This is a genomic window from Neoroseomonas terrae, assembly GCF_018129025.1.
Lineage (GTDB): Bacteria > Pseudomonadota > Alphaproteobacteria > Acetobacterales > Acetobacteraceae > Neoroseomonas > Neoroseomonas terrae.
This window is the reverse complement of sequence record NZ_JAAEDI010000030.1, coordinates 19717-44202: the sequence shown is the minus strand read 5'-3', so window position 1 is coordinate 44202 and position 24486 is coordinate 19717. Positions and strand designations below refer to the sequence as shown.

The window sequence follows — 24486 nt, the reverse complement described above, 5'->3', positions numbered from 1 at the left end:
CTTCTAGGATTGCACGAGCCGCGCGGCAGGAAATTGATGTCCGACTCCCTCGCGGAGGTCCTGGCCCTCGAGGCGGAGGGCCTCCTTCTCTCCGCCCATGACAGGGCGATGGCCGCCTTGGCCGAGGATCCCGACGATGCCGCGCTGCGCTACCGCGCCACGCTGACCATCGCGCGCGCCGGGGCCACGGGCCGCGCGCTAGACCTGTTCCACCAGCTTCGCCTGCATGCGGAATCGGACCCGGAGATCACGGCCCTCGGGGCGCGGCTGATCAAGGACCGCGCCTTCGAGCAGCCGACTGCCGCGCGCGGCCCGCTGCTGGCCGAGGCGGCGCAGCGCTACGAATCGCTGTGGCGGCGCGGGGGTGCCGGCTGGCACGGCGTCAACGCCGCCGCGCTGCACATGATGGGCGGGGACAACGCACGCTCCGTCACCATCGCCGAGACGGTGCTGCGCAACCATCGCGACTCCGGTGACTACTGGTCGGCCGCGACCGAGGCGGAGGCGCTGCTGCTCGCCGGCCGGGACCTCGCGGCGCGCCGCGCGCTCGATGAAGCCGAGGCGCGCGGCGGCAGCGACCTGTCCGCCCGCGCCACCACGCGCCGGCAATTGCGGCGGGAGGCGACGGCCCTCGGCATCTCCCCGGCCATCGTCGATGCGCTGCGCATCCCGTCGGTGCTGCACTACACCGGCCACATGCCGAAGCTCGGGCAGGACGACCCGGCGATCGAGGCGCTGATCGCGGCGTCCCTCGATGCGGCGATTGCCGCGCAGAATGTCGGCATGGCCTTCGGCGGGCTGGCGGCGGGGCTGGACATCCTGGCGGTGGAGGCGCTGCTGCGCGCCGGCGTCACGCCGACTGTCGTGCTGCCCTGCGATGCCGATACCTATGAGGCGGCGTCCGTGGCTCCGGCGGGCGCGCGCTGGGTGCCGCGATACCGTGCCGCCCTGTCGCGCGTGCGGATGATCCAGCTGGATGAGCGGCCCTTCCCGGATGATGACCTGCACCTCGCCATGGCGGCGCGGCGGGCGATGGGCCTCGCCCGGCTGCATGCCCGCCACCGGGACGGTACGGCCTTGCAGGTCGCGGCCTGGGACCGCGTGCCCTCGCGCGGGTCGGCCGGCACTGGGGCGGATGTCGCGGCCTGGACGGCATCCGGGGGGCAGTCGCTGTTCCTCGGCTGGCCCTGGCCGCGCAACGGCAGTGCGGATACGGCGCCGGAGCCGCGCCGCAGCGCCATGGCCGTGCTGTTCGGGGACCTGCCGCGCTTCAGCGCGCTGGACGATGAGGGCCTCGCCCGCTTCTACGAAGGACCGCTGGTGGCGATGGGAAAGGCGCTCGACCGCCACCCCGCGACCTATCGCAATGCCTGGGGCGATGCCGTCCAGATCACCTTCACCGATGTGACGGACGCGGCCGCCTGCGCCTTCGACATGCGCGCGGCGCTGGAGTTGCAGGAACCGCCGATCCACCCGCGCTTCGCGCTGGATTTCGGCCCGATGCTGCCGGTGCACGATGCGGTGCAGCGGGCCGACAAGTATTCGGGCCGGGCGATGACGCGCGCCGCCCGCATCGAGCCCGTCACCCCGCCCGGCCGCATCTTCGCCACCGAGGCCTTCGCCTGCGAGGTTGCGCTGCTGCCGCGTGGGGCCGGGCTCGCCTGCGACTATGCCGGCCGCATCCCGACGGCCAAGGGCTTCGGATCACTGCCGCTCTACGCGCTCCGGCGCGCGGGCTTCGAGGAGGACATGGCATGAGCGACGCTCGCCTCGCCGAGGAACTCGGCCGCATGACGCTGTTCAGCAACCTGCCGCCGGCGGCACATGCGAAGCTCGCCGAGGGCGCGCGTCGTGTTTCGCCCGCCGATGGCGCACCACTATTCGCCCAGGGCGATGCGCCGGATGCGGTCTATGCGGTGCTCGACGGGCGGGGCCGCGTGCGGGTCGGCGCGCCCGACAGCGCGGCGAAGCGCCTGATGGTCGAGGTGTTCCGCACCGGCGACATCTTCGGTGAGATCGGTGTGCTCGACGGTTCCCCCCGCAGCGCCGACGCGCTGGTGCAGGGGGAGGTGAAGCTCGCCCGCATCCCTGCCGCCGTCTTCCTCGAGACCGCGGAGACGGAACCTGCGCTCGGCCTCGCCCTGGCGCGGATGCTCTCGGGCCGGCTGCGCCGCACCTTCGGGCTGCTGCAGGACGCGACCTTCGCGCCGCTGGAGGTCCGGCTGGCGCGCCAGGTGGTCTATCTGCTGAAGACCGACAGCGTGAAGACGGATCGCGGCGTGCGGCTCGCCGCGCGGTTCCGCCAGGGCGACCTCGCGGACCTGCTGGGGGCGACGACGCGCAGCATCATCTCGATCCTGAACGCCTGGCGAAGCTCGAACCTCGTCGCCTACGACACCGAGAAGGCGTTTCTGTTCGTCCTCGATGAACCGGGGCTTGTCGCCGTCGCGGCAGGGCCGCGGGACGGAACGTGAAGGGTTTCGGCGCGAGCGCCGGCGCGGCGTGGCAGGATCACAGGCGATGAAGCGCGTGATCTCCTTCCTGCCCGCCGTGATCCTGCTGATGGCGGCCGGCCCCGCCGAGTTGCCGACCGACAAGCCGCCGCCGCTGGAGCCGAACCGGCAGGTGCTGCAGGTGCCGCTGCCCACCGAGAAGCCGCCGCCGGCCGTGCTGACCGCCGCCGAGATCCCGGGCCCTGTCTGCGCCCCCATCCACCGCGAGCTGATCGACGACGCGCTGGCCGAGGCGCGGACGCGCCTTGCCGAGGCGATCCGGATGGTGCGCGAGGACCCCGACAACGCGCACATCACCCGCTGGTTCGGCAATGCGCCGCGCAAGACCATCCGCATCACGCTGGACCTGACGCTCGCGCGGCTTGAGGCGTTCGAGGCGCTCGACCTGCGCTGCAACGACCCCGCCGGCTGCCCGGGCGGCCGCTTCGCCTATGCGCGGGAGCGGGACCTCGTGTTGGGCCTTTGCGCACCCTATTTCCGCGCCCGCATGGACGGGATGGATGCGCGCTGGGGCATCCTGATCCACGAGGCGTCGCACATCGCGGCCAATACGCGCGACCATGTCTACCGGCCCACCGGCGCGCTGCGCCTGGCCAAAGAGAACCCCGGCCAGGCCGCCGAGAACGCGGACAACTACGAGTATTTCGTCGAATCGCTGCCGCGCTGAGGGCGCGCGGCTTCCTGATCGACGCGCTACGTCCGCCAATGGAGAGCGGAGGGGCTCTGCCCCTCCGGACCACCCCGCCAGGGGGTTGGACCCCCTGGACCGCAATCTGTTGATGCCGGGCACAGTGGACTCGTTGTCCCTCCAAGTCGCTTCGTGCGCGAGAGCGGGTTCCGGCATCGTTCTTGCCCGTGTCGCCGGCGCCAAGAGGAGGTCTGCAAAGGCCTTTCGGCCTTTGCTGGGGAGGCTTGGAGGGGCAAAGCCCCTCCAACGGCGACAACGAAAGTATCGGGGCACCAGGCGAGCTCTTGCGTCCTCAAGGCCGCATCGCGGTCCGCTGGTGGTGCGGCGTCCGCCGGCCTCAGGCGGGCCTCGCCTTCAGCACGAACAGCGCGGCGAGTGCGGCGAGGCCGAGCGCCGCTGTCAGCAGCAACGATCCCGCGCCATAGGCGTCCACCAGCAGGCCGAAGAAATACGGCGCGAAGGCCTGGGTGGCGCGCGCGGGTGCGGTGATCAGCCCCTGCCGCCGTCCGTAGCCGACCGGCCCGAACAGGGCGAGCGGCAGGGTGCCGCGGGTGATCGTCAGCATGCCGTTGCCGGCGCCGTGGATCAGCACGAAGACCGCGGCGACAGGCGCGCCGCCCGCCAGCAGCACCGCCACCGCCAGCGGATGCGCCAGTACCGCGATGCGGGCCGAGACCATCGGGTTGATGTTGCGCAGCAAGCCGAACTCCAGGATCCGCGCGCCGACCTGCGCCGGGCCGAGCAACGCACCGGCTGCCACCGCCGCCGCCGCCGTCGCGCCCGCCGCCTGCAGCAGCCCTGGCAGATGCGCGCCGAGCGCGGAGGCGCTGAAGCCCGCCGCCGCCAGCACGAAGGCGAGCAGCGCCATGTCCGCGAAGCGCGGTTCCGGCCCGCCGGCGGCCTCGGCAGCGGCGGCGGCCTTCGCGGGCGGCGGCACGGGCGGCAACAGCAGCCGGTTCAGCGGCAGGCCGACCAGGACCTGCAACGCCGCCCAGCCGAAGCAGGTGCCGCGCCAGCCCCATTCCGCCTCCATCAGAGCCGAGGCCGGCCACCCGACCGTGCTGGCGAAGCCGGCGATCAGCGTGATGCCGGTGATGCTGTTGCGTGCCTCCTTCCCATACAGTCCGGCCAGGGTCGCGAAGGCGGCGTCATACAGGCCCATCGCCATCGCGACGCCCATCACCGCCCAGGCCAGGCCGAACACCAGAGGGCCGGGCGCGAGGCCCATCATCACCAACCCGGCCGCGAAGACGAGATTCGATACGGCGAGCACGTCCCGCCCGCCACGCTGGTCGATCGCCCGCCCGGCCGCCGGGCCGAGCACCGCCGTCAGCAGCAGCGCCAGCGAGAAGATGCCGAAGATCGTGGCCCGCGACAGGTCGAACTCGGCCGCGATAGGCGTCGCGAGGATGGCCGGCAGATAGTAGGAAGACGCCCAGGACAGGGTCTGCGTCGTCCCGAGCACGGCGACGGTCAGGGCGCGGTTGGCGGCAATGGACATCGGCGCCCATCCTCGGGCGAGGATCGACGCACGCCAAGGCGGATAAGCCTCTCGCCTGTGGTGGGTCGGCCCGGGCGAGGGGCCCCGCCCCCTTCAGCGCCTGTGGTGCAAACCCGCGCCGTCCAGCGGCCGACGCAATGCCCCGCCGTCCGCCTTCAGAGATCCGTCAAGCCGCCCAGCACGCTGCCGACGACCTCGAGCGACACCGTTGCGACCGTCACCGTGCCTTCCACCGCCGCGCTCGCGGCGCCGATGGCGGCCTGGCCAGCGCTGGACGCGACGATCTCGACGGCCGTGATGCCCAGGTCGAGCACCGTCCCGGTGGCGTCGAGGACGTCGCCGACCGTGCCGCCTTGCTGCCGTTCGGCCTCGCGGCGGAGTTCTTCCTCGGGCGCATCCGGGATCTGGGTCATATCCTCACCCTGGCTGACGTCGCCGGACGGCGGCGACGAAGTGCTTCACCCCACCGCCGTGCCGCCCACCGTCAGGCCAGTCATCTTCAGCGTCGGCTGCCCCACCCCGACCGGCACGCCCTGGCCCTGCTTGCCGCAGGTGCCGATGCCGGGGTCGAGCGCCATGTCATTCGCGACCATCGCGACCTTGGTCAGCGCATCCGGCCCGTTGCCGATCAGCGTGGCCCCCTTCACCGGCGCGCCGAGCTTCCCGTCCTCGATGAGGTAAGCCTCCGACGCGCTGAACACGAACTTGCCCGAGGTGATATCCACCTGCCCGCCGCCGAAATTCACCGCGTAGAGTCCGCGCTTCACCGAGGCGATCACCTCGCCCGGCTCGTGGCTGCCGCCCAGCATCACGGTGTTGGTCATGCGCGGCATCGGGATGTGGGCGAAGGATTGCCGGCGGCCGTTGCCGGTCGGCGCGACGCCCATCAGCCGCGCATTCTGCCGGTCCTGCAGGAAGCCGGTCAGGATGCCGTCCTCGATCAGCACGGTGCGATTGGTCGGCGTGCCCTCGTCATCCACGGTCAGGGAGCCGCGGCGGTCGGGGATCGTGCCGTCATCGATCACTGTCACGCCGGGCGAGGCGATGCGCTGCCCTAGCAACCCGGCGAAGGCCGAGGTCTTCTTGCGGTTGAAGTCGCCTTCGAGCCCGTGGCCGATCGCCTCATGCAGCAGGATGCCGGGCCAGCCGGGTCCGAGCACCACCTCCATCTCACCCGCCGGCGCCGGCACGCTGTCGAGGTTCACCAGCGCCTGGCGCAGCGCCTCCTCCACCCCGGCCTTCCAGCCCTCCTCCGTCAGCACGCGCGCATACTCGAAACGCCCGCCGGTGCCGAAGGACCCCGTCTCGCGCCGCCCATCCTGTTCCACGACGACCGAGATGCTAACGCGCACCAGCGGCCGCAGATCGGCCACGCGCTGGCCATCGGGGCGGATGATCTGCACCGCCTGCCATTCCCCGGTGATCGATGCCATCACCTGCTTCACCCGCGGGTCGCGGGCGCGGGCGAAGGCGTCGATTTCCTGCAGCAGCGCGGTCTTCGCCGCGAAATCCATCTGCGTGAGCGGGTTCGCATCGGAATAGAGCCGCGCGTTGGTTGCTCGCGGCCCGGCCTCGATCACGCCCGACCGGCCCTGCCGCACCGCCTTCACTGTCTCCGCCGCGCGTGCCAGCGCCTCATCCGACAACTCGCCCGCATGGGCATAGCCGGCCGCCTCGCCGCTGACGGCACGCAGGCCGAAGCCGCGCGTCGCATCATAGGAGGCCGAGCGGATGCGCCCGTCATCGATCGAGATCGCCTCGCTCTCCCGATACTCCAGGAACAGCTCGCCATCCTCGCAGCCTTCGGTCGCGTCGCGCAGGCGGGCCTCGGCGGCGTCGCGGTCGAGCAGGTCGAAGAACAGGGCGTCGGTGGTGGCAAGGGCGGTCATGTCGCCTCCTCATGCCGGTGGCCGAACTTATGGCCAACGGTCGCTTCGGTGTGCCTCACGCGCCGGCGCCCGCATCCGCGTGCGTGGCGTCCGCGCCATGCGCTGCCGGCCCGATGCGCGGCGATGAGCCGAACTTCAAAGGACGGCGCTGCTGCTATCGGGCGCGGCCTCGTCAGAGATGGTGATGCCGCGCGGCAGGCGAAGGGTCGCGGTGGTCCCGCTGTCCGGCCGGCTGTCGAGCGTCAGGCTCGCCCCCATCGCCTCGGCGAGCAGCCGGGCGAGGTGCAGCCCGAGCCCCGACCCCGGATAGCGGCGGGCATGCGATGACTCGAGCTGGGTGAAGGGTTCGAAAGCGCGGGGGATATCCTCGGTCGCGATGCCGATCCCGCTATCGACGACGCGGAACACCAACCCGGCGTCCTCCGCCCGCGCAGCCTCCAGCCGCACCTGGCCACCGACGGGCGTGAACTTCACCGCATTCCCGGCCAGGACCTGGAGGATGCGGCGCAGCCGCCGCTCGTCGCACAGCGCGCGTGGCAGGCCGGCTTCGGCGCCGAGCTCCACGGTCAGCCCACCGATCGCCGCGGCCTCACGAATCGTGCCGGCAATGCCGGCGAGCAGCGCCGCGGGTTCGACCGGCATCGGCTTCGCATCGGATTCCGCCCGGCCGGCGCGCGCCACGTCCAGGATGTCGTCGATCAGCGACAGCAGGTGCCGCCCGGCCTGGTGCATGGCCCCGGCGTATTCGGCGATGCTGTCCGGCGCCGGGTCGGCGAGCAGCGCCTCTGCATAGCCGATCACGGCGGAGAGCGGCGTGCGCAGCTCGTGGCTCATGGTGGCGAGGAAGCGGGACTTCGCTTCGCTCGCCGCCTCGGCGGCGGCGCGGGCGCGTTCCAACTCGTCCCGCACGTGGCGGTCGTCGGTCACGTCCGTATAGCTTCGGATGTAGCCGCCATCCGGCGTGCGGTCGGTCATCACCTCGATGATCCGCCCGTTCGGGCGGCGGCGCACGTAGCGCTCGGGGGCGGCGAGGGGCCGGCCCCACTGGTGCGGCTCGGCGCGCAGGTCCTCCTGCGGCATCCGGAACTCGCCGAGCTCGGTCTGCCGACGCCGCATCTCGGTGAGGGTGGTGCCAGGCGCCATCAGTTCCGGCGGGAGGCCGCACATCGATGCCGCGAGCCCGTTCGAGGCGATCAGCCGGCTCTCGGCGTCGAACAGCGCGATGCCATGGCGCATGTTCTCGAGCATGACGTGCAGGATCGCGGCGCGCTGCCGTGCCTCGGCTTCTGCCCGCGCGCGCGCGGTGATGTCGAAATGGGTGACGATGAAGCCGCCGTCCGGCGTGGGGTCGGAGGAAATCTCGAGCACCCGCCCGTTCGCGACCTCCCGCACGGTGCGGTAGGGCTTGCTGCGGTCGAGCGACAGCCCCGCCGCGAGCAGCGCGCTCGCGCCCGGCTCGGGCCCGAAGGCACTGGCGGCATGCAGGTCGCGCAAAACATCGTCCAGCAGCCGTCCGGGCTGCATGGAGTCGGGTGGATGGCCGCCGAGCGTGCCGGAAAGCTCGTTCGCCACCACCACGCGCCGATCGGGGCCGTAGATGACCAAGCCATGACGCATCGAGGCCATGGCCGCCTCCAGCACCCCCGCGCGGTGCCGCGCCTCGTCCTCCGCCTGGACCAGGGCGGTGATGTCCGAATGGGTGATGACGAAGCCGCCATCGGGCGTGGGGTCCGAGGCGACGTCGAGCACCCGCCCCTCGGGCGTCGTGCGCTGGTAGACATGGGCCTTGCTGCGGTCGAGCGAGAGGGCCATCCGCACGGCGTCCGTCGCCATCGGCTCGGGACCGTACCTGCCCTGGCGGTGCAGCTGCTCGATCACGTCCTCGACGGTGCGGCCGACCAGTACCTCATCCGGTGCGTGGCCCACGAGGGTGCGGGCAAGCTGGTTGGCCGCGAGGATCCGCTGATCCGGCCCGCAGATGACGATGCCGTGCCGGATGGCGCCCATCGCCGTCTCCAGCAGTTCGGCCCGCCGCCGTGCCTCCTCCTCGGCCCGCCACAGCGCGGTGATGTCTGTGACGACCGAGATGTGTCCGCCGTCCGGCAGCGGCGCCGTGCGGATGGCGAGCGCGGTGCCATCCGGGCGCTGGCGTTGCCGCTGCTGAGGGCGGGAGAGGTCGCGCCCCATCTCGCGCCGGTAGATGGCCTCGGCCTCCCCGGATCCGTATTCGCCGGCCGTCGCCCGGCGGGTGATCACGTCGTGCAGCGTGTCGCCCACCTGCAGCGGCGCGCCATCCATCAGGCGCTGATAGGCATCGTTGAACAGCGCCACGCGGCGTTCCGCGGTCCAGACGCAAATGCCGTGCGGCAGCGCCTCCAGCACGCCGTTCAGCAGGGCGGCGCGGCGCCTCGCCTCATCCTCCGCCCGGCGAAGGTCGGTCACGTCGTCGCTCTCGACCAGGAAGCCGCCATTCACCTCCGGCGTGCTGTGGAAGCGCACGACGGTGCCGTCCCGCTTCTCGCGCTGGCCGCGCCGCGCGCGGGAAGGGTCGCCGTCGAGCAGCGCCCGGACATAGTCGCGGTCGGCGTTGGCGGTGAATTCGCCGGCCTGTGCCAACGCCGTGACGATCTCGTTCAGCGTGGGGTGGCCGGCCAGCATCTCCGGCGTCGCGCCGGAATGTCGGAGATAGGCCGGGTTGTGCAGCACCAGCCGCCCGGCTGTGTCGAACAGCGCGATCCCCCCGCGCTGGCTGCTCAGCACATGTTCGAGCAGCGCTGCGCGGCTGCGCGCGGTGGCCTCCGCCCGATGCAGGGCGGTGATGTCGACCGAGCACAGCACGAAGCCGCCGCCAGGCAGGGGCAGGCTCGCGACCTCCGACAGCCGGGCGCCGTCGGCGCTGCGCAGGTGCCGCAGATGCGGTACGCTCCGGTCCGCTGCGAGGGCTTCCTCGGCCAGCGCCGCCGGGTCCCCCGCGCCGAGCATGCCGCGAAAGGCGAGCAGCCGCAGCATGTCGCGCAGCGGCGTGCCGGGCGGGAAGCGGTCGGGCTGAGCGCCGGCTTCGCTCCAAAACGCCGCGTTGGCGACCACCAGTCGGCTGGCCTCATCGATCACCATGACCGCATGAGGCAGCGCCTCCAGGGCCCGTAACGCGGCGTCGTCGCGGGTCACCCGCCGACGGCCGCCGGGGGAGACAGGCCGGCCGTGCCGGGAGCGGGACGGCGCAGCGCATGAAGGGCCAGCAGCGCGCCCGTCAGCACCAGCACCGCCACGCCCTGATGCAAGGTGCCGAGCCATGGCGGCACGACCAACAGCAGCGTCACGATGCCGACGGCATATTGCAGCGCGATGGCGATCGCGAAGCCTGTCACGGCGCCGCGCACCCGGCCGCGGGGCAGGTGGCGGACCGCGACCACCGCCGCCCAGATCGCGACCGCCAGCGTCACCGTGGCGAGCAGGCGATGATTGAACTGCACCGCCGCGATGTTGGCGGTGAAATTCGCCCAGGCCGGTTCCAGCATCCAGTAGCCGCGTGGCACGAGGCGGCCTTCCATCAGGGGGAAGGTGTTGTAGTCGAGCCCCGCGCGGATGCCCGCGACGAAACCGCCCGCCAGCATCGCCAGCACGGCGAGGCCGGCGGCGGCGTGCACCAGCGGGCGCAGCGCGCGCGGCACGGCCACGGAGTCCGGCTGAGGGCGAAGCAGCGTCATCGCCGTCCAGAGCAGCACGCCGAACAGCAGGAACGCCAGCCCCAGGTGGATCACAAGGCGATACGGGGAGACGGCCGTCCGATCGGCCTCGAAGCCCGAGGCGACCATGAACCAGCCGACCGCGCCCTGCAGCCCGCCGAGGACAAGGAGCAGCAGCAGCCGCCCGCGATACCCTGCCGGCACCTTCCCGCGCAGCCAGAACCAGGCCAGGCCCGCTACGTAGGCGATGCCGATCAGCCGGCCCCAGAAGCGGTGGATCCATTCCAGCCAGAAGATTTCCTTGAATCCCTCCAGCCCGAAGCCCTGGTTGACCAGCTGGTACTGGGGGATGGTGCGGTACAGCTCGTAAAGGCGGGTCCATTCGGCGTCCGACATCGGCGGCAGCATGCCGGTGATGGGCGCCCATTCCATGATGGACAGGCCGGACCCGGTCAGCCGGGTTGCGCCGCCGATCACCACCATCACCCAGACCAGCCCCGCCACAAACAGCAGCCATCGGGCGACGGCACGGCGGTCGCGGGCGGAAGTGTCGGCCGGGTCTCGTGAATCGAAAGGCATGGGGGCGATATAGGCCAGTGGCGGCGCGCCTGCACGGGGCCTGCTTGCGGGGGCGGTGCGGTGCTGCTACCGCCGCGCCATGGTTCCCGAGCACCGCGCCGCATCCGGGCCCGCGCCGACGGGACCGGACGCTGCCGCGCCACCCGTCCTGTCCGTCGTGATCCCCGTCCGCAACGAGGCGCCGAACATCGCCCCGCTGGTGGCCGAGATCGAGGCTGCGCTCGCCGCGGTGCCGCATGAGATCGTCTACGTCGACGACGGATCGACCGATGGCACGCCAGCGGCGCTGCGCGAGGCGCGGGCCGGCGGTGCGCCGCTGCGCGCCATCCGCCACGGCGCGTCCTGCGGGCAGTCGGCGGCTGTCATCACCGGGGTGAAGGCGGCGCGCGGCCGCTGGATCGCGACCCTGGACGGGGATGGGCAGAACGACCCTGCCGACATCCCCCGCCTGCTCGCCCGCGCCGAAGCGGAGGCAGCCGCCGGCCGCCGCACCATGGTCGCGGGGCATCGCGTGAACCGGCGCGACAGCGGGGTGAAGCGGTATTCCAGCCGTATCGCCAACGCGGTGCGGTCCCGCCTGCTGCGGGACAGGACGCCGGATACCGGCTGCGGGCTGAAGGTGTTTCCGCGCGACCTTTTCCTCGACCTCCCGCATTTCGACCACATGCACCGCTTCCTGCCGGCGCTGACGCTGCGCCAGGGCGGCGCCGTGGTGAGCGAGCCGGTGAACCATCGGCCCCGGGTGCGCGGCGTGTCGAACTACGGAACGCTGGACCGGCTGCTGGTCAGCCTGTTCGACCTGGTCGGCATGGCCTGGCTGCAGCGTCGCGGCAGGCGGCCGGTCATCGAGGCCGACGACGCGCCATGACCACGCAGGCGGCGTCGGGGCGGCGTCGCGCGGCGCTGCTGAAGCTGTCGATCCTCGCCGCCGGGCTGGTCCTGGCCGGGCTGCTGCTGCGCGAGGTCGGCCTCGCCCCAGGCACCGGGTGGGTGGATCGCTGGGTGCTGGGGCAGGGGCTGCTCGGTGACCTCGTCTTCGTGGCGGTGGGGGCGGCCGCGACGGCGGCCGGGGCGCCGCGGCAGGGGGTCGCGTTTCTCGGGGGCTACGCGCTCGGCGTGGTCGAAGGCACGGCGCTGGCCCTGGCAGCGCAGGTGCTGGGCTGCGCCGTCTCCTACCTATGGGCGCGGGCGATCGGGCGGGGCTGGGCGGAACGGCGGCTGGCCGGGCGTTTCGGCCATCGGCTACGGCCGCTGCGGGACGTGCTGGCCGGCAGCCCGTTCAACGCGACGCTCGCCCTGCGCCTGCTGCCGGTGGGCAACAACCTGGCGCTGAACCTGCTGGCCGGCATGGCAGGCGTCAGCCTGCTGCCCTTCCTGGCCGGATCGGCCATCGGCTACCTGCCGCAGACCATCGTCTTCGCCCTGCTGGGCAAGGGCATCCGGGTGGACGGAGCCTGGCAACTCGGTCTCGGCATCGGGCTGTTCGCGGTGTCCGCCGTCATCGGCCTGATGTTGCTGCGCCGCCACCAGGCGGGCCGGGCGCTGGACGAGGACGGCTGAGACGCCACATTACCAGGGACGGCGCGGTCGCCGTCCGGAGGGACGACACGGCATGGATACGGATGTCGCCATCATCGGGGCCGGGCCGGCTGGGCTGGCCATGGCGTGCGCGCTCGCGGGCAGCGGGCTGCGCGTCACCCTGCTGGAACGCGCGCCCGAGGCCGCGATCGCCGACCCCGCCTTCGACGGACGGGAGATCGCGCTGACCCACCGCTCGCAGGCCATCCTGCGCGATCTCGGCGCCTGGGACCGCATCCCGGCGGCCGAGACCGCACCGCTGCGGGAGGCCAAGGTGCTGAACGGCGCGAATCCCCTGGCCCTGCGTTTCGCGCCCGGGCGCGACGGCGAGCCATTGGGCAGGCTGGTGCCCAACCACCTGATCCGCCGCGCGCTCTTCGAGACGGCTGCCGGTACCGACGCCGTACTGATGGCCGGTCGCGCCGTCGCCGGCCTGTCGCTCGGCGCCGAGGGGGCGCAGGTGACGCTCGACGGCGGGGAGGTCGTATCGGCGCGCCTCGTCGTCGCCGCAGATTCCCGCTTTTCCGAGGCGCGGCGGCGGGCCGGAATCGGTGCGCGGATGCTCGATTTCGGCCGCACCATGATCGTCGCGCGCGTCGCGCATGACGCGCCGCATGGCGGCGTCGCGACCGAGTGGTTCGGCCACGGCCAGACCATCGCCATGCTGCCGCTGAACGGTGCGATGTCCTCCGTCGTGCTCACCCTGCCGCCGGCGGAGGCCCAGGCCGCCATGGCTCTCTCCCCGGAGGATTTCGCCGCCGAGGTGACGCGGCGCTACCAATCGCGGCTCGGCCCGATGCGGCCGGCCGGGACCCGGCATGCCTACCCGCTGGTGGCCACCTACGCCCATCGCTTCATCGCGCGGCGCTTCGCACTGCTCGGCGACGCCGCCGTTGGCATGCACCCCGTCACGGCGCATGGCTTCAACTTCGGGCTGTCGGGCGCCGAACGCCTCGCGGCCGACATTCGCCACGCCAGCGACCCGGGTACGGCGCTGAATGGCTATGCGGTGGCGCACCGCCGGGCGACGCTGCCGCTGTTCCTCGCGACGAATGCCGTCGCCCGTCTGTATTCCGACGACCGCGCGCCGGCGCGGCTGGCACGGGCGGCGCTGGTCGGGGCGGGGGCTGCGCTCGCCCCGGTGCGCAAGATGATCGTGGCCGGGCTGATGGATGCGCCGTCGGGGCGGCCGTTGAGGGCGATGCCGGGGCGGTGACGGTCGTCCGCGGGCGGATTCGGAAAGGGGCTTTGCCCCTCTCCGGACCTCACCCCAGCAAAGGCCGAAGGGCCTTTGCAAACCTCGACCTGGTGCGGTGCGCCGCTGGCAGAACAGGTGCTGCAACGTGCCCTTGCGCACGAAGCGCGCCGCGCCCGGCGCCAACATGTTGCGGTCCAGGGGGTCCAACCCCCTGGCGGGGAGGATCGGAGGGGCAGCGCCCCTCCGATCACCGCCGGGACTACAGCGCCCCGATCACCACCTTCGCTGCCCGCGCCGCATCCGCCTCGGTCATGTAGGGGTGCATCGGCAGGGACAGCACCTGGTCGCACAGCGCTTCGCTGACCGGCAGGGGCGCCGGCCCGCCGGCGACGCTGCCGGCATGATGCGTTGCGTAGGCCGGCTGATGGTGCAGCGGCTTCGGGTAGTAGATGCCGCTGCCGATCTGTTCGGCCGTCAGGGCCGCCTGGACCCGCGTCCGCACGGCCGCATCCGGAAGGCGGATGGTGTAGAGGCCGTAGGCGTTCTCCGCCCCCGACGGCGCCTTCTGCACGCCGACGCGGCCGGAGAGTGCGGCGTCATAGGCTGCGCCGAGGCGCTTCCGCTGCGCCAGCTCGTCCTCGAGCAGCGACATCTTCGCCAGCAGGATGGTGGCCTGGATCGTGTCGAGACGGCCGTTCATGCCGGTGCGTTCCACGGCGTAGCGTGTCTTCCCCTCGCCGTGCGTCCGCAGCGAGCGATACAGCTCCGCCCGATCGGCATCATTGGTGAGAAGCGCGCCGCCATCGCCATAAGCGCCGAGCGTTTTGGTCGGATAGAAGGACAGGGCGGTGGCATGCGCCCAGCAGCCGAGCCGCCGGTTGCCGAGCGAGGCGCCGAACGCCTGTGCGGCGTCGTCCAGGGCGAACATGCCGTCCCGGGCGCAGATCGCCTCGATGCTGGTCCAGTTCGCCGGCAGTCCGAACAGGTCGACGCCGACGATCGCGCGCGGCGTCAGCCGGCCCTCGCGCTTCACCGCGGCGATGCGGGCTTCGAGGTCGTCGATGTCGATGTTGAAGGTCGATGCCTCGACGTCGACGAAGATCGGCGTCGCACCGAGGACCAGCGGCACCTCGGCCGTCGCGGTGTAGGTGAAGGCCGGCAGGAACACCGCGTCGCCGGGTCCGACGCCCTCGGCCATCATGGCGATCTGCAGCGCGTCGGTCCCGGAGGACACGCCGACCGCATGGGCGCAGCCGGCGAAGGCGGCGAGCTTTTCCTCCAGCTCGGCGACCTCCGGCCCATTGATGAAGCGGCCGGAATCGAGAACGGCGGCGATGCGGCGATCCAGCTCAGGCCGGATCAGCGCCTGCTGGGCCTTCACGTCGAACAGCGCGATGGGAGCGGTCATGATTCCTCGAAAAGCCTCACGCGAAACCTGGCAGGGTCTCAGAAATCGTTTGGAAGTGCGCTTGAAGGCGCATTTCCGTGTCCGGCAACCAGCCCGCACCCCCACCCGGCCACCCAATCCAGCCGCTGACGTGGGTGGTCGGGTGGGGGTGCGGGCCAGTGCCGGACTTTGCAGGCGATCTCTTAGACCGGGGTGCCGCGTCGGGCGAAATCAACGTTGGTGTCCTTGTGCAACGCAGCGCCGCCTGCGCCGTAGTAGGGTGAGGGTGAAGCGCCTATATCTCAATTGAGAATGATTCGCATCGAGACGCGGGAGTGACCATGCCAGACGCGATCCCCACCATGCCGCCCGCCCTGGCGGCGCTCCTTTCCCGCAGTTCCGTCCCGCCACGGCTGATGCGCGACCCGGCACCCGACCAGGCGGCGCTGGACCTCGCGGTCGCGGCCGCGTTGCGGGCGCCGGACCATGGTGGCCTGCGACCGGCCCGCTTCATCTTCGTCTCCGGCACGGCGAGGCAGGCGCTGGGGGAGATGATGGCCGCATCGCTGGCCCGGCGGGAACCCCAGACTCCGCCCGAGCGGCTCGACATCGAGCGTGCCAAGCCGCTGCGCGCTCCACTTGTCGTCGCCGTCGGCGCGGCGATCCGCCACGACCGCCCCGGCGTGCCGCCGTGGGAGCAGGAAGCCTCGGTCGCGGCCTCGACGATGAACTTCCTGAATGCGCTCGACGCGCTCGGCTTCGGGACCGTCTGGCTGTCCTCCGGCGCGCTTCGCGATCCTGCGGTGAAGCAGGCGCTGGGCTTTGCCGAGACGGATACGCTGCTCGGCTGGGTTTATGTCGGGACACCGGCGCCGGAACGCCCGACGCCACGGACCGTGGATGTGCAGGGCGTCGCGCGGCACTGGGTGCCCGGCGCATGACGAAGGATCCGGCGCGCTGCATCCCGATTCTCGCCTCGCTCGACATCGCCGAGACGCTCACCTTCTATCGCGATCAGTTGGGCTTTGCCGGGGAGGCATGGGGCGACTACGCGCTCGTGCGGCGCGACGAGATGGAACTGCATTTCTGGTTGGCGAAGGACCGCATCCATCCGGAGCACACGGCCTGCTACATCCGCGGCGGCCAGGTGCCGGCGCTGTTCGAGGAGTTCTCGGCGCGCAACGTGCCGGGCCTCACGGCCTTCGAGGTGAAGCCTTGGAACATGCTGGAATTCGCCATCCTGGACCCGCACGGCAACCTGCTGCGCTTCGGCTGCGCGCCGCAGGAGGTCGGCAACGGCGCGTGACGCGGCTGCCGCATTCGTCACGAGACCGTCATCCGCCTTTCGCCAGGAACGGCTAGAGCAGCCCCGCCCGGGCGGACCCGCCCGCGGCATAGGAGGGTGCGGGGGATTGCCGTGCGCGAGGGCGCGTGGAATCCGCTCCGTCCCCGGATGCACGACGACGACGGAGCCGCGCATGAACGACGAGTTGAAGGACCCCGCTGAACGGTCCTGGGTGGACATCGAACTCGAGGACGATTTCGACGAGGAGTTCGAGAACGAGATCGACGACGGGCGCATCCCGCCCGAGCTGCGTGCGCTGCTGGCCCGGCGGAAGAAGAGCACGCTCGACCGCAACCTGTATTTCCGCGAGCTGATGCGCCTGCAGGCCGAGCTGGTGAAGCTGCAGGACTGGGTCCAGCACAAGGGCCTGAAGGTCGTCGTGCTGTTCGAGGGCCGCGATTCGGCCGGCAAGGGCGGCGTGATCAAGCGCATCACCCAGCGCGTGAACCCGCGCTATGCCCGCGTCGTTGCGCTGCCGGCGCCGAACGACCGCGAGAAGACGCAGTGGTACTTCCAGCGCTACGTGCCGCACCTGCCGGCGGCGGGCGAAATAGTCCTGTTCGACCGGTCCTGGTACAACCGCGCCGGCGTCGAGCGCGTGATGGGCTTCGCCAACGAGGACCAGGTCGAATCATTCTTCCGCGACGTGCCGGAATTCGAGCGCATGCTCGTGCGGTCCGGCATCATCCTCGTGAAGTACTGGTTCTCGATCACTGATGAGGAGCAGCAGTTCCGCTTCCTCATGCGCATCCACGACCCGATCAAGCAGTGGAAGCTCTCGCCGATGGACCTGCAGTCCCGCGTGCGGTGGGAACAATACACCAAGGCGAAGGAAGCGATGTTCGAACGCACGAACATCCCGGAAGCGCCGTGGACCATCGTCGAAGGCAACGACAAGAAGCGCGCGCGGCTGAACTGCATCGCGCACCTGCTGACGATGGTGCCCTACGGTGAAGCGCCGCACGAGCCGGTGCTGCTGCCGGAGCGCGTGTTCAACCCGAACTACGAACGCGCCGTGCTGCCGCCGGAGCTGTATGTGCCGGAGCGGTACTGAAGGGCCCTGCCTTCCGGTGCGGCGGCGGACAACCGGAACGGCGCTTTGCCCTGCGCCGAACCTCTGCCGAGCAAAGGCCGACGGGCCTTCGTGATTAGCCGGCTATTTCGCCATCGGAGATCGGAGGGGCGCTGCCCCTCCGAACCACCCCGCCAGGGGGTTGGACCCCCTGGACCGCAATCTGTTGGCGTTGGGCTTCGCGGGCTTGCTGCACCCTCCAAGCGCGCTTCGTGCGCAAGGGCGGGTGCCGGCACCCATCCCGCCAACGGCGCCCCGCACCAAGTTGAGGTTTGCAAAGGCCCTTCGGCCTTTGCTGGGGTGGCTTGGAGGGGCAACGCCCCTCCAACTCGACAGCGAAAGTATCGAGCTAATCAGAAAGGCTCTTCGGCCATGGTGCGCAAAGCCCCTTCAATGCCGCCAGCGCGCACATGAGCAGCGCGACGTAAGCTCCTGCTCAGCGCGTCGCCACTGTCCCTTCCGGCGCGTGCTCGAATTCCGGTACCAGCCGCCCGAGCTGCTGCAGCGCCACCCGAGGCGTCCCGCTGCGTGCCGCGGTCGAGATCTCGTCGATCGCGCGACCGACCAGCGCGGCATCCGCCGTGCGCGGCGTCGCGACCAGCAACCCCGGATACTCGGTCGGGCGCGGCGCTTCCTTGCCGTGGAACAGTTCCTCGAACAGCTTCTCGCCAGGGCGCAGGCCAGTGAAGCGGATCTCCACATCCTCGTCGGGTCGCAAGCCGGCGAGGCGGATCATGCGGCGGGCAAGGTCGACGATCTTCACGGGCTCGCCCATGTCGAGCACGAAGATGCCGCCATCGGCGAGTTCCGGCGGCATGTTCTCGGGGTCTGTCGTGCCGACGACGGACGCCTGCAGCACCAGCCCCACGGCCTCCCTCACGGTCATGAAGTACCGGCGCATGTCGGGATGCGTGACCGTCAGCGGGCCGCCGCGTTCAAGCTGCCGGCGGAACAGCGGCACGACGGAGCCGGTGGACCCCAGCACATTGCCGAAGCGCACGGTGATGCAGCGCATGCCATCGCGGCCAAGCCGCGCTTCGTCGCCGCGCGCGGCGCGGGCTTCACGGTCGAAGGCCTGGCAGTACATCTCGGCAAGGCGCTTCGATGCGCCCATCACGGATGTCGGGTTCACCGCCTTGTCGGTCGAGATGAACACCATCGCCGCGGTGCCGACGGCACGCGCCGCATCGGCGACGATGCGCGTACCGAGCGCATTCGTCAGCAACCCCTCCAACGGGTCGTTCTCGACCATCGGGACGTGCTTGAGGGCGGCGGCGTGGAACACCAGCTCGGGCCGGATCTCCTCGAACAGGCGGCGGATGCGCGGCTCGTCCCGCACATCGGCGAGCACGGCGCGGCGCACCACCTCCGGGTGCTTCTCGCGGAGCTCGAGATCGATTTCGTAGAGCACGTACTCGCCGTGGTCGAGCAGCGTCAGGCTGGCCGGGCCGAGAGCGGCCACCTGCCGCGCCAACTCCCCGCCGATGGTCCCACCCGCGCCGGTGACCAGCACGCGCCGCCCCTGTACCAGCCGCGCCATGCCCTCGCGGTCGAGCGGCACTTGCGGACGGTCCAGCAGATCCTCGATCGACACCGGGCGCAGTTCCACCCGACGCCCTTCCCCGCCGCCCGCGGGCGCGAGCGTGGTGGGCGCCGGGGCGCGGCGCACCGGCACGCCGTGGCGGTCCGCCGCGTCCAGCAGGGATTCCAGAGCCGGGCCGGACAGGCCCGAGGCCAGCACGATCGCCGCCGGCAACCGCCCCTCGGCGCGCAGCGTGTCGAGCACGGCGTCGATCTCCTCGACCGTGCCGAGGATGGCATGGCCCTGCATCCGTCGCCCCGCCTGCCGGGCGCGCAGGGAAAGGATGCCGATGACGCGATAGGGCGCCCGCCGGTCGCGCGACAGGGCGCGCAGGAACAGGTCTGTCCCTTCGGCCGCGCCGACGAGCAGGACGTTCTGCGCATCGGGGGACGCATCGCTCGCATGCCGCGCCGCCTGCAGCAGGCTGGCGACGCGCCCGCCGGCCAGCAGCAGGCCGAGCGCGGCGGCATGGATCAGCGGGAAGGCGTCGTTGGGTGGCCGCCAGGCGCTCAGCAGGTACAATCCCAGGCTGAACATGATGGCCGAGCCGAGCGCCGCGCCGCCCACCGCCATCAGGTCGCGCGGCCCGACGAAGCGCCAATATTGCTGCGCCAGCCGCAGCGGTGCACCGGCGACGGCGAGCGCCAGCACCGCGCCGGGCAGGGCACCAGCCCACCAGCCCGCTGGTGGCCATATCCCCGGCGCGGCCGCCCAGATCGCGGCCGGCAGGGCGGCCAGCGCGAGCACGCTGTCGAGCGTGAGGTTCAGCAGGATGCGAAGCGACGGGCCGCGGGCCATGCCGGGGCTATACGGCGGCCCCGGCGGAACGGCCAGCCTTCTGACGAGTCACGCCGCAGGACCCCAGGGAGCGGTACAGCGCCACCAGCCGCGCGGCCTCGGCCTCCCAGGCGAAATCCTCTCGCGCCGCGCGCCAGCCCGCACCGCCGAGGGCCGCGCGGCGGCCCGGATCGGTCAGGGAGGCGACGGCCGCCGCCACCGCTGCCGCATCGCCGCTGTCCACCAGAACCCCGCAGCCGGAGGCCTGTACCACCGCCGCCACCTCCTCGGCGAAGGCGGGCGCGATCACCGGCACCCCGGCGGCCATGGCGTCGAACAACTTGTGCGGCAGGGCTAGGCGGTGATTCTCCTCGCCGGGCTGGAACAGCACGAGCGCCACGTCGCAGTCCCGCAGCCGCCGCAGCGCCTCCGCCTGCGGCAGCCAGCCCGTGACGGTGACGCGGGCGGCGACGCCCAGCGCCGCCGCCCGCGCCTGGAACGCGGCCTCGCTGCCATCCGTGAAGCGGCCGATGAGCATCAGCCGCGTCGCCGCATCACCGCGCGCCAGCGCGTCCAGCATGACAGGCCAGCCGCGCGACCGCGTGATCGCGCCGAGATGCCCGAGCGCCAGCGGACCGGCCCGTTGCTCGCGCGGCGGCGCGACCGGCGCGGGGGCGTAGTTCCGCACCTTCACGATCCGGGCGCCGCCACCGAAGGCATCGTCGAGCCCGTCCTTCGCCACCACCACCGCATCGGCGGCGGCGCCCATGGCGCGGCAGGCGGCTTCGATCGCCCGCCGCATCACCGTGCGCAGCGGCGCCGGCAGCCGGGCGTCGAGCCGCGACGGGTAATGCTCATGCACATCTAGGACGACCCGTGCGCCGCAGCGCCGGGCCGCGATCAGCGCCGCCAGCCATGCATCCGGCTCGGAGGCATGGATCACGGCTGGCCGCAGCTTCGCCGCATCGCCAGCCAACCCCCACAGGCCGCGCAGGCGCCGCCGCCGGTGGGGGATGATGCTGACGCCGTCGATCGATCCTTCGACGTCGCCCGGACAGAGATGCAGAACGCGCCAGCCGGCTGCCGCCAACGCCGCCCCTTCCTTGCGCACCACCCGCGTATCGCCAGCAGGATGCGCCGCGGAGAGCATCAGCACGGTGCTCAAGCAGACAGCACCTCGGCCAGATGCGCCCGCATCCGGACCCCGGCATGGCCGTCCCACAGCGGGATCGGCCGTGCTCGGCCCGGAGGTTCCAGCACGGCCCGTGGAAGTTCCTCCGGTGTGACGAGACGGTTGCCGCCTGCCGCGACGGTTACCGGGCGCTCGGTGGACCGGCGCAGCGTCAGGCAGGGCAGGCCGATCGCCGCCGCTTCCTCCTGGACGCCGCCGCTATCGGTCGCGATCAGCTTCGCCCCTGCCATCAGGGCCAGGAAATCGAGGTAGCGCAGCGGTGGCAGGAGGGTGACGCCGAGCGGTGGCGTGCAGTGGAAATCCCGCATCCGCGCCGCGGTGCGCGGGTGCACGGGCCAGGCCAGCGGCAAATGCCGCGCCGCTGCCGCCAGCCCCGCCAGCATCGCGCCGAGCGCGCGCCGCTCATCCACATTGGCCGGCCGGTGCAGCGTGACGACGCCGTATCCGCCCGCCTTCAGGCCGTTCGGCAGCGGCCGATCGCGCGCCTCCGGCAGATGGCGCAGCAGCGTGTCCACCATGGCGTTGCCGACGGGCCGCACGCGGTCGGCCCCGAAGCCGTCAGCCACCAGGCGCATGGCCGCATCCCGGTCCGGCGCCCAGAGCAGGTCGCTGATCGCATCCAGCGCGCGGCGGTTGACCTCCTCTGGCATGTCGCGGTCGTCGCAGCGCAGCCCTGCCTCCAGATGCGCTACCGGGACGCCAAGCTTGCGCGCCGCCAGCCCCGCCGCCAGCGCGCCGTCCACATCCCCCGCCACTACTACCAGCGCGGGGCGTCGCTGCCGCCACACCGCCTCGGCGGCGATCATGGTCCGGCCGGTGAGCTCGGCGTGGGTGCCGCCGGTGATGCCCAGAGAGATCGTCGGCGCCGGCAGGCGCAGATCCTCGAGCAGGTCGCCGAACATCGCCGCGTCGTGATGCTGGCCGGTGTGCATCAGCAGCGGCCGACAGATCGGTGCGCCCTCCGCCAAGGCGTGCCACAGCGCGGCGAGCTTCGGCAGGTTCGGGCGCGCGGCCGCGACGAGGTGGACCTCCGGCAGGCTCACGGCAGCGCCGCGCCACCCAGCCGTGCCGGCACGCCCGCCGGGCTGCGCGCCGCCGCCTCGACTACGGCGCAGAATCGCGTGGCGAGCAGTCGCCGGTCCCAGCGCGCCTCGGCCTGGCGGCGCGCCGCCTCGCCCATCGCCGCGCGCAGGGCGGCGTTCGTGGCGAGACGACGCAGCGCCGCGGCCAGGGCCGCCGGATCCCCGGGCTGCACGGCAATGCCGGAAGGGCCGCTCTCGACGATGCGGGCCGTGCGGCCCGGCTGGTTCGTCACCACCGGCCGTCCGGCGGCGAGCCCGTCCATCAGCTTGTTGGGAGAGGTCCATTCGGCGAAGGCCGGCACGTTCGCGAGCAGATGCAACGCGATCTGGCTGCCCGCGTGCAGTGCGCCGATGGCTGCCCGCGGCATGGGATCCAGGAAGGTGACGTTGTCCAGACCCTCCTGCCGTGCACGGGCGACGAGCGCGGGCTTCTCCGATCCGTCGCCGACCAGCACGAGGCGCAGCCGCGCCTCGCCCTGGGCCCGCAGGATGGCGGCGGCGTCGAGCAGCACCCCGAGCCCGTTCGCCCGGCCATGCGCCCCGGCATAGAGCGCGACGCATTCCTGCGACCCGGCCTGTTCCGGCCGCCAGGGCGCGATATGCGGCCCGAACAGGTCCAGGTCGCAACCATTCGGGAGGACATGGACGCGCTCGGGTTCGGCGCCGCGGGCCACGGCAGTCGCGGCCATGCCGTCGGACAGCGCCACCACGGCCGCCGCACGCCCGCAGGCCGCCGTGGCCAGGCGATCCATCGCCCCGAGCAGCGGACCCGGAACCCCGCCCATGGCGCGCGGCAGTTCCGGCCACGGGTCCCGGATCTCGAAGACGAAGGGCGTGTCGCGCAGCGCCCGCGCCGCCAGCGCCGGCAACGCCACCGTCAGCGGGGTGGAGGAGGCGACGATCAGATCGAAGCGCCGCGTCAGCGCCAGCCGCGTAGCCGCGGCGGCATAGCGCAGGAAGGCTGCGGCCCGGGCGGGCAGTCCCATTGCATTGCTGCAGGCGATGTCGAACTCCACGACGCGGATGCTGCCGGCGCGCCCTTCGCGCCGGCCGCGGCGGAAGGGGCCATCCAGCCCGCTTTCCGCGCCGTCGTAGCGACCGCAGGCGAGGGTGGCCGCATGGCCGCGCGCGGCCAGCGCCTGGGCCAGCCCGTGGCTACGCGTCGCCGTGCTGCCCGCCGGGGAGGAGTAGTGCTGGTGCAGGTAAAGGATGTGGAGCGTCACGCCAGGCAGGCCCCTCGGATGACGGCGATGACGCGGTCCTGCTCGGCTTCCGCCAAGCCGTTGCCGGAGGGGAGGCAGAGGCCCTGCGCGAACAGCGCCGCCGCAACGGCGCCGCCGGCGCGTGGCGCATCGCGGAACGCCGGCTGGTCCGGCAGCGGCTTCCACACCGGACGGCTTTCGATGCCTGCGGCGTCGAGACGCTGCCGCAGCGCCTCCCGGTCCATGCCGAAGCGGTCGGGCCGCACCAGCATTGCGGTCAGCCAGCGCGTCGCCGTGCCCCACGGCGCCTCCGGCATGAAGCTGATCCCCGGCAGGTCGGACAACGCATCGCGGTATCGGTCGAACAGGGCCCGGCGCGCTGCCACGCGCGGCGCCAGCGCGGCGAGCTGCACCGTTCCGACCGCCGCCAGCAGCGAGGACAGGGCATAGGAATGGCCGGTCACCGAGTGCTGATAGTGCGGCGCCGGGTCCTTGGCATGGTGCGCCAGGTGACGCGCCCGCGCGACCAGCACCGGATCGTCGGCGGCGAATGCCCCGCCGCCGCCCGCCGTGACGATCTTGTTGCCATTGAAGGAGAGGGCCGCGACCCGCGCACCGCGCCCGGCGTGCCGCCCGCGCATGCTCGCGCCCAGCCCTTCCGCACTGTCGCTGACGACCGGCACCCCCCAGCGGTCGCAGGCGGCGAGGATGCCGTCGAGATCGGCGGCCTGGCCGTAGATGTCCACGGCGACGACCGCCCGCGGCAGCCGGCCGCGGCGTGCCGCGGCCGCCAGTTCGGCGCGCAGCAGGTCGGGGTCGAGCGTCCAGGACGCAGGATCGACATCGAGGAAGCGCGGCACCGCGCCCATTTGCACCGCCGGCGCGACGGTCGCGACGAAGGTGAAGCCGGGCGCCCAGACCTCGTCGCCGGGGGCAATGTCCAGCACCCGGAAGGCGAGGTGCAGCGCCGCCGTGCCCGAGGCCGTGGCCAGCACATGGGGAAAGCCGGTGGCGGCTGCGACCGCGGCCTCGAACTCCGCGATGGCGGGACCGGCCGGGGCGACCCAGCCGCTGTCCAGCACCGCCAGCAGCGCCGCGGCCTCACCTCCCGTCAGATGCGGCGGGGAAAGGTGGATGCGCGCCGGGGGCACCTCGGCGGCGAGACCTTCGAGGGCGCAGGTGGCAGCGCGGAGGGGGGCGAGGAACGTCACAAAG

General features: G+C 72.2%; 20 protein-coding genes. 9 read left to right on the top strand and 11 right to left on the bottom strand.

The genetic code is table 11. From position 1 onward, the window contains the following. Window positions 1-36: 36 nt before the first annotated feature. From GXW78_RS23135 to GXW78_RS23125, 3 genes are read left to right on the top strand one after another with little or no spacing between them, the layout of a single operon-like run. Entirely contained in the window at window positions 37-1758 is a 1722-nt protein-coding gene (locus GXW78_RS23135; RefSeq protein WP_211871272.1) for a tetratricopeptide repeat-containing protein, read from the top strand. Further along, window positions 1755-2474 (top strand): Crp/Fnr family transcriptional regulator, encoded by a 720-nt coding sequence (locus GXW78_RS23130; protein ID WP_211871271.1) that lies wholly within the window; start codon window positions 1755-1757, stop codon window positions 2472-2474. Before GXW78_RS23135 ends, GXW78_RS23130 begins: the two co-directional genes overlap by 4 nt. 46 nt (window positions 2475-2520) lie before the next feature. Beyond that, window positions 2521-3180 carry a M35 family metallo-endopeptidase gene (locus GXW78_RS23125; RefSeq protein WP_211871270.1) on the top strand — a complete coding sequence of 220 codons (660 nt, stop codon included), beginning with the start codon at window positions 2521-2523 and terminating at the stop codon, window positions 3178-3180. A gap of 358 nt (window positions 3181-3538) precedes the next feature. Here the strand turns inward: GXW78_RS23125 and GXW78_RS23120 are convergent, their stop codons facing one another. The 5 genes from GXW78_RS23120 to GXW78_RS23100 form a co-directional block, all read right to left on the bottom strand. Further along, window positions 3539-4702 carry an MFS transporter gene (locus GXW78_RS23120; protein ID WP_211871269.1) on the bottom strand — a complete coding sequence of 388 codons (1164 nt, stop codon included), beginning with the start codon at window positions 4700-4702 and terminating at the stop codon, window positions 3539-3541. A gap of 155 nt (window positions 4703-4857) precedes the next feature. Beyond that, window positions 4858-5115 (bottom strand): hypothetical protein, encoded by a 258-nt coding sequence (locus tag GXW78_RS23115; RefSeq protein WP_211871268.1) that lies wholly within the window; start codon window positions 5113-5115, stop codon window positions 4858-4860. Window positions 5116-5160: 45 nt separating this feature from the next. Next, complete coding sequence (gene tldD / locus GXW78_RS23110; protein WP_211871267.1) at window positions 5161-6591, bottom strand: metalloprotease TldD; 1431 nt, start codon at window positions 6589-6591, stop codon at window positions 5161-5163. 135 nt (window positions 6592-6726) lie between these two features. After that, complete coding sequence (locus GXW78_RS23105; RefSeq protein WP_338147827.1) at window positions 6727-9759, bottom strand: PAS-domain containing protein; 3033 nt, start codon at window positions 9757-9759, stop codon at window positions 6727-6729. Then, a complete protein-coding gene (locus GXW78_RS23100; protein WP_211871265.1) occupies window positions 9756-10856 on the bottom strand; it encodes a COX15/CtaA family protein in 1101 nt (366 codons plus the stop codon). The genes GXW78_RS23105 and GXW78_RS23100 overlap by 4 nt, the downstream gene beginning before the upstream one ends. 79 nt (window positions 10857-10935) lie before the next feature. On the opposite strand from GXW78_RS23100, the gene GXW78_RS23095 reads away from it, so the two are divergent. The 3 genes from GXW78_RS23095 to ubiM are packed head-to-tail and all read left to right on the top strand — an operon-like array spanning window position 10936 to window position 13650. Then, window positions 10936-11724, top strand: coding sequence for a glycosyltransferase family 2 protein (locus GXW78_RS23095; protein WP_211871264.1), 789 nt, complete (start codon window positions 10936-10938; stop codon window positions 11722-11724). Further along, window positions 11721-12416, top strand: coding sequence for a TVP38/TMEM64 family protein (locus GXW78_RS23090; protein ID WP_211871263.1), 696 nt, complete (start codon window positions 11721-11723; stop codon window positions 12414-12416). Before GXW78_RS23095 ends, GXW78_RS23090 begins: the two co-directional genes overlap by 4 nt. Window positions 12417-12468: 52 nt before the next feature. Continuing rightward, the gene (gene ubiM, locus GXW78_RS23085; RefSeq protein WP_211871262.1) at window positions 12469-13650 is read left to right on the top strand and encodes a 5-demethoxyubiquinol-8 5-hydroxylase UbiM; all 1182 of its coding nucleotides are present in this window, start codon (window positions 12469-12471) and stop codon (window positions 13648-13650) included. Window positions 13651-13891: 241 nt separating this feature from the next. Here ubiM and GXW78_RS23080 read toward each other — a convergent pair whose 3' ends face one another. Then, the gene (locus GXW78_RS23080) at window positions 13892-15040 is read right to left on the bottom strand and encodes a DegT/DnrJ/EryC1/StrS family aminotransferase (RefSeq protein ID WP_211871261.1); all 1149 of its coding nucleotides are present in this window, start codon (window positions 15038-15040) and stop codon (window positions 13892-13894) included. 320 nt (window positions 15041-15360) lie between these two features. Between GXW78_RS23080 and GXW78_RS23075 the strand changes: the two genes are divergently transcribed. From GXW78_RS23075 to ppk2, 3 genes are all read left to right on the top strand, one after another. Continuing rightward, on the top strand, window positions 15361-15960 hold the full coding sequence (locus GXW78_RS23075) for a nitroreductase family protein (protein ID WP_211871260.1): 600 nt from the start codon (window positions 15361-15363) through the stop codon (window positions 15958-15960). Further along, window positions 15957-16325 carry a bleomycin resistance protein gene (locus GXW78_RS23070; RefSeq protein WP_211871259.1) on the top strand — a complete coding sequence of 123 codons (369 nt, stop codon included), beginning with the start codon at window positions 15957-15959 and terminating at the stop codon, window positions 16323-16325. Before GXW78_RS23075 ends, GXW78_RS23070 begins: the two co-directional genes overlap by 4 nt. 172 nt (window positions 16326-16497) lie before the next feature. After that, a complete protein-coding gene (gene ppk2 / locus GXW78_RS23065) occupies window positions 16498-17418 on the top strand; it encodes a polyphosphate kinase 2 (RefSeq protein WP_211871258.1) in 921 nt (306 codons plus the stop codon). A 454-nt stretch (window positions 17419-17872) separates the two neighbouring features. Here the strand turns inward: ppk2 and GXW78_RS23060 are convergent, their stop codons facing one another. Genes GXW78_RS23060 through GXW78_RS23040 form a run of 5 tightly spaced genes read right to left on the bottom strand, consistent with a single transcriptional unit; the run spans window position 17873 to window position 24482 of the window. Beyond that, on the bottom strand, window positions 17873-19816 hold the full coding sequence (locus GXW78_RS23060; RefSeq protein WP_211871257.1) for a polysaccharide biosynthesis protein: 1944 nt from the start codon (window positions 19814-19816) through the stop codon (window positions 17873-17875). Between the two features lie 7 nt (window positions 19817-19823). Next, window positions 19824-20951: a glycosyltransferase gene (locus tag GXW78_RS23055; protein WP_338147829.1), complete on the bottom strand. Its 1128-nt coding sequence runs from the start codon at window positions 20949-20951 to the stop codon at window positions 19824-19826. 5 nt (window positions 20952-20956) lie between these two features. Then, on the bottom strand, window positions 20957-22030 hold the full coding sequence (gene wecB / locus GXW78_RS23050) for a non-hydrolyzing UDP-N-acetylglucosamine 2-epimerase (RefSeq protein WP_338147826.1): 1074 nt from the start codon (window positions 22028-22030) through the stop codon (window positions 20957-20959). Continuing rightward, a complete protein-coding gene (locus tag GXW78_RS23045) occupies window positions 22027-23292 on the bottom strand; it encodes a glycosyltransferase family 4 protein (RefSeq protein ID WP_211871255.1) in 1266 nt (421 codons plus the stop codon). The genes wecB and GXW78_RS23045 overlap by 4 nt, the downstream gene beginning before the upstream one ends. After that, on the bottom strand, window positions 23289-24482 hold the full coding sequence (locus tag GXW78_RS23040; RefSeq protein WP_211871254.1) for a DegT/DnrJ/EryC1/StrS family aminotransferase: 1194 nt from the start codon (window positions 24480-24482) through the stop codon (window positions 23289-23291). Before GXW78_RS23040 ends, GXW78_RS23045 begins: the two co-directional genes overlap by 4 nt. Window positions 24483-24486: the final 4 nt, after the last annotated feature.

Bases quoted from the DNA above. Each gene is read 5' to 3' on its own strand.
- GXW78_RS23070 (WP_211871259.1), top strand. From the start codon at position 15,957: ATGACGAAGGATCCGGCGCGCTGCATCCCGATTCTCGCCTCGCTCGAC.
- GXW78_RS23060 (WP_211871257.1), bottom strand. From the start codon at position 19,816: ATGGCCCGCGGCCCGTCGCTTCGCATCCTGCTGAACCTCACGCTCGAC.
- tldD (WP_211871267.1), bottom strand. From the start codon at position 6,591: ATGACCGCCCTTGCCACCACCGACGCCCTGTTCTTCGACCTGCTCGAC.
- GXW78_RS23075 (WP_211871260.1), top strand. From the start codon at position 15,361: ATGCCAGACGCGATCCCCACCATGCCGCCCGCCCTGGCGGCGCTCCTT.
- GXW78_RS23130 (WP_211871271.1), top strand. From the start codon at position 1,755: ATGAGCGACGCTCGCCTCGCCGAGGAACTCGGCCGCATGACGCTGTTC.
- GXW78_RS23080 (WP_211871261.1), bottom strand. From the start codon at position 15,040: ATGACCGCTCCCATCGCGCTGTTCGACGTGAAGGCCCAGCAGGCGCTG.
- GXW78_RS23120 (WP_211871269.1), bottom strand. From the start codon at position 4,702: ATGTCCATTGCCGCCAACCGCGCCCTGACCGTCGCCGTGCTCGGGACG.
- GXW78_RS23135 (WP_211871272.1), top strand. From the start codon at position 37: ATGTCCGACTCCCTCGCGGAGGTCCTGGCCCTCGAGGCGGAGGGCCTC.
- GXW78_RS23115 (WP_211871268.1), bottom strand. From the start codon at position 5,115: ATGACCCAGATCCCGGATGCGCCCGAGGAAGAACTCCGCCGCGAGGCC.
- GXW78_RS23125 (WP_211871270.1), top strand. From the start codon at position 2,521: ATGAAGCGCGTGATCTCCTTCCTGCCCGCCGTGATCCTGCTGATGGCG.
- GXW78_RS23095 (WP_211871264.1), top strand. From the start codon at position 10,936: ATGGTTCCCGAGCACCGCGCCGCATCCGGGCCCGCGCCGACGGGACCG.
- ubiM (WP_211871262.1), top strand. From the start codon at position 12,469: ATGGATACGGATGTCGCCATCATCGGGGCCGGGCCGGCTGGGCTGGCC.
- GXW78_RS23100 (WP_211871265.1), bottom strand. From the start codon at position 10,856: ATGCCTTTCGATTCACGAGACCCGGCCGACACTTCCGCCCGCGACCGC.
- GXW78_RS23090 (WP_211871263.1), top strand. From the start codon at position 11,721: ATGACCACGCAGGCGGCGTCGGGGCGGCGTCGCGCGGCGCTGCTGAAG.
- ppk2 (WP_211871258.1), top strand. From the start codon at position 16,498: ATGAACGACGAGTTGAAGGACCCCGCTGAACGGTCCTGGGTGGACATC.